At 50.2% G+C, this 12,800-nt stretch carries 7 protein-coding genes and 1 CRISPR repeat array (1 of these 8 running past the window's edge); of the genes, 4 read left to right on the forward strand and 3 right to left on the reverse strand.

Translation table 11 applies throughout. From position 1 onward, the window contains the following. Nucleotides 1-2,540: direct repeats of the CRISPR family, unit length 29 nt; unit sequence GTGTTCCCCGCGAATGCGGGGATTAACCG; it begins 542 nt to the left of the window's first position. Nucleotides 2,541-2,665: 125 nt separating this feature from the next. Then, the gene (locus DWB84_RS17115) at nt 2,666-3,553 is read right to left on the reverse strand and encodes a DMT family transporter (protein ID WP_187411036.1); all 888 of its coding nucleotides are present in this window, start codon (nt 3,551-3,553) and stop codon (nt 2,666-2,668) included. A 180-nt stretch (nt 3,554-3,733) separates the two neighbouring features. Between DWB84_RS17115 and DWB84_RS17120 the strand changes: the two genes are divergently transcribed. Next, nucleotides 3,734-5,206: a PLP-dependent aminotransferase family protein gene (locus DWB84_RS17120; protein WP_187411037.1), complete on the forward strand. Its 1,473-nt coding sequence runs from the start codon at nt 3,734-3,736 to the stop codon at nt 5,204-5,206. Here the strand turns inward: DWB84_RS17120 and DWB84_RS17125 are convergent. Then, nucleotides 5,203-6,369: a sugar MFS transporter gene (locus DWB84_RS17125; RefSeq protein WP_187411038.1), complete on the reverse strand. Its 1,167-nt coding sequence runs from the start codon at nt 6,367-6,369 to the stop codon at nt 5,203-5,205. The two genes, DWB84_RS17120 and DWB84_RS17125, sit on opposite strands and share 4 nt — an antisense overlap. A 144-nt stretch (nt 6,370-6,513) precedes the next feature. Between DWB84_RS17125 and DWB84_RS17130 the strand changes: the two genes are divergently transcribed. Then, a complete protein-coding gene (locus DWB84_RS17130; RefSeq protein WP_187411039.1) occupies nt 6,514-6,657 on the forward strand; it encodes a DUF3096 domain-containing protein in 144 nt (47 codons plus the stop codon). Between the two features lie 21 nt (nt 6,658-6,678). On the opposite strand, the gene DWB84_RS17135 is transcribed toward DWB84_RS17130, so the two are convergent. After that, complete coding sequence (locus DWB84_RS17135; protein WP_187411040.1) at nt 6,679-10,455, reverse strand: hybrid sensor histidine kinase/response regulator; 3,777 nt, start codon at nt 10,453-10,455, stop codon at nt 6,679-6,681. Between the two features lie 168 nt (nt 10,456-10,623). Between DWB84_RS17135 and DWB84_RS17140 the strand changes: the two genes are divergently transcribed. Beyond that, the gene (locus tag DWB84_RS17140; RefSeq protein WP_187411041.1) at nt 10,624-11,766 is read left to right on the forward strand and encodes a DNA alkylation repair protein; all 1,143 of its coding nucleotides are present in this window, start codon (nt 10,624-10,626) and stop codon (nt 11,764-11,766) included. Between the two features lie 98 nt (nt 11,767-11,864). After that, entirely contained in the window at nt 11,865-12,446 is a 582-nt protein-coding gene (locus DWB84_RS17145) for a hypothetical protein (protein ID WP_187411042.1), read from the forward strand. The last annotated feature ends 354 nt before the right edge of the window (nt 12,447-12,800 follow it).

Raw genomic sequence — 12,800 nt, forward strand, 5'->3', positions numbered from 1 at the left:
AGAAAAGGTGTTCCCCGCGAATGCGGGGATTAACCGTATCATGCCGCTACGATGCGGCTGGCGGCGATGTGTTCCCCGCGAATGCGGGGATTAACCGCTGCCTTCATGCTTAAACGGACGTTGGCTAGTGTGTTCCCCGCGAATGCGGGGATTAACCGGCTTCTAATGTTTTTCGACTGGCTTCGGATATGTGTTCCCCGCGAATGCGGGGATTAACCGACTGCCGTCACTACTGCTGCAATCACTTCTGCGTGTTCCCCGCGAATGCGGGGATTAACCGCCGAGTGCGGAAGGGGTGATTAGATGAACAAATGTGTTCCCCGCGAATGCGGGGATTAACCGGATTTTGAACTAACCGAAAATTAAAATAAAAAGTGTTCCCCGCGAATGCGGGGATTAACCGGTTGCTCTCAGCGTTCGCCCGTGCCTTTAGATGTGTTCCCCGCGAATGCGGGGATTAACCGCGTAGAGCTTTTTCCCCGCGATTCCACCACTAGTGTTCCCCGCGAATGCGGGGATTAACCGCGGTAGTACTTTCCGCTACAGTTTTAAAACACGTGTTCCCCGCGAATGCGGGGATTAACCGGGGAATCGTTATGGAATATCAGCCACGGCGCGGTGTTCCCCGCGAATGCGGGGATTAACCGCGTATAAATTCCGCTAATTCTTTTTGATGAATGTGTTCCCCGCGAATGCGGGGATTAACCGCAATACAAACGCGAACCGATAATGATTTTAAAGTGTTCCCCGCGAATGCGGGGATTAACCGATATTGGAGATCCGTTTGCAGTAAAAACAGATGTGTTCCCCGCGAATGCGGGGATTAACCGCTAGGTGTGGCATTGGTTCTTCAACGCGCTATGTGTTCCCCGCGAATGCGGGGATTAACCGACGCATTTTTTCTTGTTGCTGAATTCTTTGGCGTGTTCCCCGCGAATGCGGGGATTAACCGAACCCCGTTCTCTACGTTCCGACCAAAAATGCGTGTTCCCCGCGAATGCGGGGATTAACCGAGATTTGTGCCGCACTGCTGGGGGCGGTCGGCGTGTTCCCCGCGAATGCGGGGATTAACCGCGGATTTTCAGGGTTCCGATCCGTCACCGATTGTGTTCCCCGCGAATGCGGGGATTAACCGGCGCGTGACGCCAAACTCTGGACCGATGCCGAGTGTTCCCCGCGAATGCGGGGATTAACCGTTTTTTTGAATTTTCATAGTCTTTCTCCTATTGTGTTCCCCGCGAATGCGGGGATTAACCGCTCATGCGAGAGTATCCATAGTTGCCCACCAAGTGTTCCCCGCGAATGCGGGGATTAACCGTCCGTTCAAGTGAGACTGGGCTTTGTGAAGATGTGTTCCCCGCGAATGCGGGGATTAACCGGATTGTTGAGCGCCTAAACTTACTCAATCAAAGTGTTCCCCGCGAATGCGGGGATTAACCGAGCTTCACGTAACTACCAATATATCAGTAGGTGTGTTCCCCGCGAATGCGGGGATTAACCGCTCCCTGAGCAGGACAAGAAGCGGTTTAAGCGGTGTTCCCCGCGAATGCGGGGATTAACCGTCGAGATCCTCGCCGTCAATATCCGGCCACTCCGTGTTCCCCGCGAATGCGGGGATTAACCGCCTTTGAGCTTGGTAAAAAATCCGCAATTGCCGTGTTCCCCGCGAATGCGGGGATTAACCGTTCTTCCAGCAGTTTTTAAAACGGTGTATGAGGTGTTCCCCGCGAATGCGGGGATTAACCGAATCAGGAATAGACATTATTGCAATAAAAAGCGTGTTCCCCGCGAATGCGGGGATTAACCGGCTGGTGGGAAGCCCGCAAGGCGGCCGGCGTAGTGTTCCCCGCGAATGCGGGGATTAACCGATAAGGTGTGAATGCGTTCTGCCTGGGAATATGTGTTCCCCGCGAATGCGGGGATTAACCGGCCATGACGTCGAGGAATTTGTCGGCGTGGTGCGTGTTCCCCGCGAATGCGGGGATTAACCGTTATGTCGCGCATGTTGCCCAAAAGCTAGGGCGTGTTCCCCGCGAATGCGGGGATTAACCGATGTAACGATTTTCCTGATCTTTGGTCAGCTCGTGTTCCCCGCGAATGCGGGGATTAACCGATCCTTCTCCTGATTTTTGTTCATCTAAAACCGTGTTCCCCGCGAATGCGGGGATTAACCGTAACTGTGTCCGGTTCCGTTTATGAAAAAAATGTGTTCCCCGCGAATGCGGGGATTAACCGCATCATCGCGAAAAACAGAGGTGTACCACTGCGTGTTCCCCGCGAATGCGGGGATTAACCGTAAATTTGGTCTTTTAGTTTTAGATGAATGTGGTGTTCCCCGCGAATGCGGGGATTAACCGGACGGTTTAAATATCTAGTGTCTGTCGGCACAGTGTTCCCCGCGAATGCGGGGATTAACCGTAAACGCGCCGATTAATAACGTCGCTAACCACGTGTTCCCCGCGAATGCGGGGATTAACCGAAAAACAAACACAAACTAATCGCTCTGCCTCTGTGTTCCCCGCGAATGCGGGGATAAACCGCTGTAACGTGAGGCTCAACCTATGCTGTTTCAAACAGTAAGCAAGTTTACGAGGTGTTGTTTATAAACAGACAAGCCGTGCAAATTAATAAAAAGCTAACTCACCCAGCAAAAAAATCTTATCGCTTAGGCTGTTTTTTGCGAGTTTCCTTTGGCTCTATTTGCTCCCACAACGCACAATCCCACTAACAATGCAATCAACCAAGCCACTGGATGTATGTGCTCGCGCAATAAAAATATTGCGGCGAGTAGGGTGAAGAAGGGTTGTAATAATTGTGTCATGGCGATTTTTTCCATTGGGCCTTTGGCCAGGGCGTGGTACCAGAGGAACATGCCGCCGGATTGGCTGATTAATGCTAAATAGGCGAGGGAGAGCCAGCCTATGGCGCTTAGGTTTTGCAATTGTGGTCGGTAGATATTGCCCAGTTCTCCAAAATTCATGCTGACGATAATTAAAAAGGTAATTGGCAGAGTTAAAAACACAGCCCAGCTCATTACGCGAATTCCGCCGTAGTGGCGACTCAAGCGTGCGCCTTCTACATAGCCAAATGCAGCGCTTATAACGGCAAGGCCGAGAAGCAAATCGCCACTGGAAAATTTTCCACTGGAGCTAAAAAAGAAAAACGAAAAGCTCAGCAGTGTTCCGACAATGACAAATAACCAGAATTGACTGCCCGGATTAATGCGGTCGCGCAAGCAGGCATAAGCTGCGGTTGCAGCAGGCAGGGCGGCCAGTGCGAGTGCTCCGTGGCTGCCCGGTACAAGGTGCAGGGCAAATGCCATTAGGGAGCCGAAACCCAGGACTGCGCCGAAAGACGTTAATAATAAAGGCCGCCAGATTTCTCTCGGCGGAATCCAGCGGTCGCGCATGATTAATGCCAGACAAATTAATCCGGCAATAAATAACCGCGATACGGCAACCATTTCCGGCGCAACTTCCAATGCTGCAATGCGAGTAAATGGTACGGTAAGGCTAAATAAAACCACGCAAAATATGCCGAGCAGGATATTCATAACAATCCTCAGAAACCTCTATCCAAGTGATGCTTAGGCTATATTGGATTGTGTGACCAATACAGATACAGATAAAATGGATTTTGACCAGTACAGATTGGATGTGAGACGTCCCACCCTGGTTCTCCCCGGAAGACTGTCCAATAGCGGGTTAGCAAATTACGCCAAGTGAGTGACGCCATGAACATTAAAGTTGCAAAGACCGTCAATGAGCATTTTGCGCGGGAAGAAATGACGCGCTATGAGAGGCTGGCGGCCACCATTGAAGAGTCGATTCGCAACGGTATTTGGCTGGCGGGAGAAAAATTGCCGTCCATTCGGGCGATGAGTCGCGCGGAAAATGTCAGCCCCGCTACTGTTGTGGAAGCTTATGAATTATTGCGCAGCCGGGGTGTAATTGAGGCGAAGGATCGTTCAGGATTTTATGTGGCGAGTGTTTCTGTGCCGTTATTGAGTGTTCCCAAAGTCGCCCCCGGTTTTGTTAAACCCGTCAGTTTTGCAGCCGATGATTTGATTTATGCCCTGCGGCAAGCGGCACATGATCTGCGGGTATTTCCTTTTGGCGCTGCGACGCCCTTGCCCGATTTTTATCCGAATAAAGCCGTGGCTCGTTGCATTGCGCAGGTGATGCGTGATGAACCGGCAATTATTGGCGAATACCGTTTTCCGCCCGGTTCCTTGGAGTTGCGCCAACAATTGGCCAAACGTTACAGCGCTATGGGCGTGCGTGCGATAGCGGACGCTTATGTCACTACGGCGGGTGCAATCGATGCATTGGGCATGGCGTTGAGTTCGGTGGCGGCGCCGGGTGAAGTGGTGGCGGTGGAAACGCCGGGTTATTTCGGCATTTTGCAGTTGGTACGTTCGCTCGGATACAAAATTCTGGAAATTCCTTTGGATGCGGAAAGAGGTTTGACGCCAGACCGTTTTGAAAAAGCTTGGCAAAAATCCAACGGCAAAATCAAAGCGTTAATTACCGTGGCGAATTATTCCAACCCCTTGGGGACACTCGTGTCCGATGAGGATAAAAAGGCACTGGTAAAATTGGCACAGGAATACGGTGTCGTGATTATCGAAGACGATGTCTACGGTGATCTTGGTTTTAATGGGGTTCGCCCGCTGCCGTTAAAAACCTTTGATAATGACGATACGGTGATTTTGTGCGGGTCGTTTTCAAAATCCATCAGCCCAGCGCTGCGCGTAGGTTATGCCTGCAGCAAAAAATATGCATCGGATATTATCCTGCATAAAACCGCCCGCTCTTCCGGTGTTTCGGCGTTGATGGAGGATGCGTTGGCGCTGTATCTCAAATCCGGTAATTACGAACGTCATTTGCGCAAATTGCGGCGCGATTACCAGACACTGATTGCGCAGTATACTCAGAGCATTTTGAGTTTATTTCCTTCCGGCACCCGGGTCAGTCGTCCGGAAGGCGGATTTATTTTGTGGGTGCAACTGCCGAAAAACGTGGATTCGCGCGTTTTGCAGGCGCGTGCATTGGAAAAAAATATCAGCATAGCGCCGGGTTCGATTTTTTCCTTAAGCCACAATGACTATGCGTCGTTTATGCGAATCAACTGTGCAATACCCTGGAGCAGCCAAGCGCAAAAAGCGCTTGGGGTATTGGCCAAATTGGTAAAGGATATGGTTTAGCGCCGTTTGCCCGAGTGCATAAAGGCTTCGTAAAAAACCAACAGCAGAATCGCAGCGACAAAAATGGCAAGGCCGATAATTTCCAGACCCAAAATGCGAGCGAGAATACCAGCAAGTCCCGTCAAGGACGCAGCTCCTAACGCGGCAGCGGCTACCTGAAATCCAATTGCACTATTGGCGTGGTCTTCGCCAACCCGTTTTGGGGTAAGGCTGATCAAAGAGGCAAAAATCGGCGCAAAGAAAAAGCCGATCATCATCAGACCTATCACGCTAAAGGCCAGGGATAAATCGAGCCAAAACAGCAGGGCGCCTATAATGCTGCCGATAATGCATAGACGCAGGGTTGCGATCAGTGGCACACGGTTGGCGATAAAACCAAATAAAATTCGCCCTACCATCAGGCTGCCCCAATATAAACTCACAATAAAACCGGCGGTGGTGGCGGGTACGCCGCGACCGAGTGTCAGTACGGAATAGCTCCACTGCGCCGTGGCCAATTCAACACCACAATAAAAAAAGAACATCAACATACCGAACCACACAACGGGGCGGCGTAGGGTCTCAAGTGTTGGGGCATGCGATGTTGTTTGCGAAGAATCTTCGGCACTTGGTTCTTGTTGCCAATAGCGACGGGTAACAAAAAAGGTAATCGCAAGGGCAAGTTGCGCCAGGCCGACAATCACATAACTCACTCGCCAGATCATGCCGGAGCCTAATACTGCTGTCACAATCATAGGTCCGGTGGTAGTACCCAAACCGAAAAACGCATGCATCCAATTAAGCGCGCGTGGCGTGAAGTGTTTGGCACCGTAGGAATTTAATCCCGCATCAATCGCGCCGCCACCGAGCCCGGCAATAAAACTCAAAATCAGAATGACCCACCAATAAGGTGCAAAGGCGAAACCCAGTAGCGCAAAAGAGGCGGCAAAGGTGGACAGCGCCAACACGGTTCCCAGGGGCAGAATGCGCAACACCATGCCACTGCAAAAACTTGCGCACAAATATCCGGCGGTGGCTATGGCAATCACCAGACCGAGATTATCCAAAGGAACATCAAAGTCCTGCCGTATGGACGGCCAGGACACGCCAAGCAAACCATCGGGCAATCCCAGGCTGGTAAAGGCGATAAACGAAAGAGCAATTAAAACGGTGCGCTGCGGCATGTAAAAACTCCGGTAAAGCATTGGACTTGCGCTACGCTATGTGAGTTGGCAGACGCAAGCCAAAACCCAAAGCCACTATTGTGGCACGAATACCAATGTCTATACTAAGTGCAAAATTTATTTTTTAATTAGGAGGAGCAATACATGACGATTCATCTGCAACTGATGCCTTTGATTTCCTTGATCGCCGGAATTTTGATTCTGTTGATGCCGAAGTTGCTGAACTACATTGTAGCGATTTATTTGATTGTGATTGGTCTGGTGGGAATTTTTAATTTGTCGCTGTAGCGAGGGATTGATCAGCAGCGGTCAGGAGGGAGCTTGATCGCTGCGAAATTTTTTGATAATGCCAGCGATACGCAAATGATTGGCCACGCGCGGCAGCAGGTCGCGTTTGGATACGGGCTTGGTCAGGTAATCATTACCGCCCGATGCAAAACATTCCTCAATATCTTCGTCGACGTTTTTCTTGGCGGTTAAAAATAAAATCGGCAAAGTATCAAAAGAATGGGTTTTACGAATTTCTCGGCAGGCCTCGTGCCCAGTCATATGGGGCATCATCACATCCATAATAATCAGATTGATATGCGGATTTTGTTGCATCATTTCGATGGCCTGCATACCGTTTTCCGCTTCCAACACCTGATAATCGTGTAATTTCAGCATGCCCTGGAGAACCATGCGGTTTACCGGATCATCGTCTACCACCAATATGGTTTGGTCCTCGGCATTACGCGGTTTTGCCAGTTTTTTCTCGCCAGAACCAAAGGTTTCGTGCAGACGTTTAGGGTCGCTGCTGGGCGTTTTTTCAAAATGCTGTGTTGGGGTATATGGATCGCGGCGGCTTTGTTCGCCTGCAAGAGCGAGGGTAAAAATAAAACGCGAGCCACCACCAGGATTGTTTTCACAGCGAATCTGCCCACCGTGCAGTTCGACCAATTGGCGGGTGATAGCAAGGCCGAGCCCAGTGCCGCCGTATTGGCGGGAATTGGAGCTTTGAATTTGGCTGAAGGCTTCAAAAATTTTGTCGAATTGATCTGGCGGAATGCCAATGCCGGAGTCTGCGACGTGAATTTCCGCGGTTTTATCCTGCACTGTCATGCCGACGCGCACACTGCCTTTATCGGAATATTTGATGCCGTTGCCCACCAGGTTGATCAGAATTTGTTGCAGGCGGTTTTCGTCCGCAATAACCAAAGGCGCATCTGCGCTGATTTCATTGATCAACTCTACGGGTTTGTTAGCTGCTAGAGGCGCAAGTAATGTAAACACCGTATGAGTCAATGAATGCATATCCACCGGTTTTTGGTACAGCTCCAAATTGCGGTTGGCCAGTTTCGAATAATCGAGAATATCGTTGATCAGGTTTGCCAGACGTTTACCGCTAGAGGCAATCAAATGCAAATGATGCGCGGCGTATTCGTCTTTGCCAGCAAAATGATCGGAGAGATTTTCCGCTATGCCGATAATGCCATTGAGTGGTGTGCGCAATTCGTGTGATGTATTGGCAAGAAACGAGTCTTTAATATTGTTGAGGTTTTTCAGCTCACGGTTGATTTCCCGTTCGCTGGCCAATTGCAATTGTTTGACTTTGGTATTAGCGATCAGTGAGATCAGTGCCAATGCCAATAATCCATAAAGTACGTAGGCCCAAGGCGTTTTCCAGGGCGCAGGCAAAATTGTGACTTTGATTTGTGCAATTTCTTTACGCCATTCACCGTTGTGGCCGGTGCGCACTTTAAATACGTAACGTCCCGGGTTGAGGTTGGTAAAGGTGGCGCTGCGCTCAGGACCTATATAAATCCAGTCTTTGTCAAAACCCACCATTTGATAAGCATATTCCTGATGCAGTCCGGGCCGGTATTCCAGCGCAGAAAATTCGAAGGAAAACATATTGTGGGTGTGATTCAGAGTGATGCTTTTGGTCAACCAGGGCGATTCTTGCAGCGGTGAGTCGTCTGTACCTATAGGTGGAGTTTTGTTAAAAATGCGGATATTGGTAATCACCATCGGCAGGTGGCGAATTTCCAATTGTAAATTGTCTGGGTGGAAAGCGGAAAATCCATCGGTACCACCAAAATAAATAGTGCCGTCGGTGTCGATAAAATTGGCTTCGCGGTTGAAATTATTGCCGACCAATCCATGGCTTTTGTTGTAAAGCGTCATGTTCATAGTGTCGGGATTGATTTGCACCAGACCGTTGGTGGTGCTCGCCCACACCATGCCTTTGTGATCCTCGACAAAACCGGTGACATATAACGCAGGTAATTCGGTCTGGCTGCCGTAGTGGATAAATTGTGTGGTGGACGGATCAAAAATGTAAAAGCCATCGTCTTGTGTGCCGATCCAGATGCGGCCGCGTTGATCCTCCAAAAAGCTGCGCACCCGTTCTGCGGGAAATACGATGTTCTCGCGGAAATTTTCAAATTGCATTGCTTCCGGGTCGAAACGAGAAAGCCCGGCTGTAGTGCCAATCCAGATATATCCCTGACTGTCGACCATCATGGTCCAGATGTAATCACTGTTAATGGTCGCAGGATTGGTTGGGTTGTGGCGGAAATGGCGGAAACTGTCGGTTTCTTCGTCGTAAAGATTTAATCCGCCACCTTCCGTGCCTAACCAAAGGCGTCCGCGTTTATCCTGCACTATGGCCCAGACAATATTGTTATTCAGACTGGCGGAATCTCGTTCGTTATGTTTGTACTGCACAAAATCGCCGGTTTTGGCATCCATTTTGTGCACACCACCAGACCAAGTGCCCACCCACAATTCACCGTGCCGGTCTTCCGTAATCGCTAAAATCGGGTTGGCTTGCAGCGCGCGCGGATTATTTGGATTGCGTAAATAGCGGCGGAATAATCCGCTGGAGCGGTCGAAAGCATTTAATCCTTCTTCTGTGCCAACCCATAAAGTGCCGTCATGACTTTCAAAAAAACTTAATACGGCGCTGTGGCTTAAACTTGCGGGATTGTCGGGTTGGTGCTGGTAATTGACGAATTGTTCGCTGGAGCGGTTGTAATAATTGACCCCGTTGGGAAACAGCCCTACCCAAAGATTGCCTTGAATATCTTCAAACAATGTGCGGATCTGGTTGGTGCTTAAACTATTGCTGTTGTAAGGCTGGTGGCGAATGTAATCAAATCCGTCGGTTTTGGGGTTATAACGTGCAAGACCGCTGTGGTCGGTGGCAAACCAGATATTGCCGCGACTATCGCTGTAAATATCCCAGATGGTGTTGTCCGAAATGGAAGTGGGATCGGTGGGGTCATAAATATAATTGCGAAAAACAGTATCGCCGCGCGCTAAGCGACTCAAACCACCACTGACACCACCAAACCAGAGGTTGCCATTTTTGTCTTCCCCGATGGAGATAATGTGGTCGCTGATAATGGAGGCGGGATTATCACGATCGCGGCGGAAAAACTGGAATTTTTTGCTGCTGGGATCGAACTGTCCAGCCCCGGAGCCTTTGGTGCCGATCCAGATTGTACCGGTGCTGTCGACGAATACGGTTTGCACGCTGACCACGTTGGTGTAATCGCGCTGCGGTATATCGAAGTGCTCTACCTGATCGCGCTGCGGGCTGACCACGGAAATGCCATCGTCCCGCGCCAGAATCAGATTGTTGTCGAGATCCACCGCCATAGCGGCTACCCGGCTGTTGGCGGAGCGCCCGGTGTGGGGTAGCAGCACGTCGAAGTCGTTGGTGCGATGGCGGAACGCATTCAGTCCCTTTTCCGTTGCCACCCACACCTGTCCCTCCCGGTCGACCAGCAAGTCATTGATGTAATTGCTCGACAGGGCGCGGGGATTATTGGGGTCGGCGGAATAGCGGGTAAACTCTTTGCCGTCATAGCGCACGAGGCCATATTCGGCGGCAATCCAGATAAAGCCGATGCGGTCCTGGGCTATGGCCTTGATGGCTCCAACCCCTTCATTGCGCAGGTTTTCATCCAATTGCAGACGGTCGAAACGCATCTCCAACGCCACCGCGGAGACTGCCCACAAGAGCCAAAGCACCAAGATCACCAGGGATTTGGCTAACAAGCGGTGATCGGCCGTATGGCGACTGTGCGCACGGATCATGGGCTTCTGCAGAACGACATAAAGATTCGTGACAAGGTTGGCGGGTTTTATTTCAGTGTAGTCTAAGCCCCGAAATAGTCTAAGCTCGCCGCTGTTATGGATTCGTTCTTCAGAAGACGGCCCGGAATAACAGGGTTTAGGGTCTTATACCAATGTTAAGGAAGGTTTATGCCAGAGCCCTTTAAAAATCTTTTTAATCTGCCGCTGATCGAGCAACTGGGTGCTCACTTACAAAAGCGGTGGCGTCCCTTCGATAACAAAGGATTTATTCGCGTCGCCAGTCAGGATTTTGATGCGCTCGAACTCAAGCAACGTTCATTACAAATTACTGCAGCCTTGGAAAAGTATTTGCCCGAGGATTTTTTACAAGCCAGAGAGGTTTTGCTTGCCGCGTTGCACCCGGAAGATGACGTGGATTTGCGCGGGTTGAAAATGGATGCGCAAGGGGTGCGCGGCTGGGCGATTATGCCAATGACAGATTATGTCGCGCGTCGCGGTACGGAATATTTCGATGAGTCCATGGACGCACTCCAGCAAATGACCCGACGTTTTACTGCGGAATTTGCCGTGCGCCATTTTATTAACGCGGATTTAAAACGCTCCTTAAAACATATCCAGCGCTGGGCATCCTCGAAAAATTATCACGTGCGCCGTTTGGCATCCGAAGGTTTGCGCCCACGTTTACCCTGGGGACAACAAATACCTGCGTTGATTGCCGATCCGCGACCTGCGCTGCCTGTGCTGGAAAAATTGCGCGACGATCCAGCGGATTATGTACGGCGCTCGGTCGCCAACCATTTAAACGATATTGCCAAGGATCACCCGCAATTGATTTGTGAAGTGATGCAATCCTGGTATGCCAGCGGCAGTCCCGAACGCCAGCGTATGTTGCGCCATGCGTGCCGCACGCTGGTAAAAAAAGGCGATCCGCAAATTCTGGCAGCGCTCGGTTATACCTCTGCGAATGAGGTGAAGAAAAATCTTGTATTAGAGGATTTTTCCCTGGGAAATCCCCGGCCAAAGGTTGGTGAATCGCTGCCGCTGTCGCTCACTTTGCGATCAACCCATAAAAAGCCACAGACTCTAGTGATTGATTACGCGGTGTACTACCGGCGTGCAAATGGTGAATTAAGTCCCAAAATTTTCAAATGGAAAAATCTTCAACTTCAGCCCGGCGAAAGACTTAATTTGCTGAAAAATCATTCGCTGAAAAAAGTGACTACACGCGCCTATTATCCGGGGATTCATCGTATTGCCTTACAAATCAATGGAGCTTTGCTGGCGACGGTGGATTTTGAATTGTGCCAGTAGTTCGTTTACAAACCTGATCCATCTGCAAAATTTTTAAGGAAACGTTCAGTTTGGCGCCTTTAATCTGCGCCTAACAGAACAAAAAAGAGGGTAAGGAAATGAACAGCCAAAACCAAAACAACCTGCAAAAACTCGGCGGCAGTGATTTTTTCCGTGCGGCCTGGAAAGTCATGGCGGTTGTGTTGTTCGTCACAATGGCCGGGCAGGCATACGGGTTGGATATTCGCCGCGACGCAAATTGGGCGCAAAAAGAACACACACAAATTCAACGTGAACGCGATGCACTCAATCGCGAGCGCGAAAAAATGCATCGCGAATTTGATCGCAAAATGCGCGAATTGGATCAACGCAATCGTGAAATTGATCAGTGGCAAAACAATAGTCGCCATGGCGATCACCAGTATCGCGCCCGTGTTGCCAACGAACGTCGCGCAGAACTCAACCGTGAACGTGAACGCTTAAACCGTGAACGCGATCGTTTGAATCGCGAATTTGATCAACGCAGCCGCGAACTCGATCGCCGCGCCCAACAAATCGATCAATGGCGCAACCAACACGGCCATGACCATAAACACCGGGATGATGGCCGCTATATCTGGACTGACGGGCACTGCTACAAAGTCGACTACCGCAACGGCCGCCGGGTTTTGACGCAGACTTCCAATAAAAACTGCCGCTGATGCGGCGGTTTTTACTCTTGGTCTTTACGGATGAGTCGATTTCAAGCTGTAACGGTTTTATCGCTTTTTGCCTTGCTTGGGCTGTTGATTACCGCCTGGGGAGCAAGTGACATAAATTCATGGCTACACGCTATGAGAAACTGCTCCCCCGGCGTGAATATAGATACATCGTCTTTTTGGTTCCTGGGGGCGGCATCCATTTCTGGATTACCGCTCCTGGCAATCCTGACTACACCTCGCAAACAAAAAATTCTGCTGGTCTCATTAGCGGTGTGGTTTGTCTGCGCACCAATCATTGCACACCAATATTTTTTAAGTGTGAGCAATCAATTGTCTTATGACGTAGGGCCGGCG

The organism is Saccharophagus sp. K07 (assembly GCF_014336955.1).
Taxonomy (GTDB): domain Bacteria; phylum Pseudomonadota; class Gammaproteobacteria; order Pseudomonadales; family Cellvibrionaceae; genus UBA5868.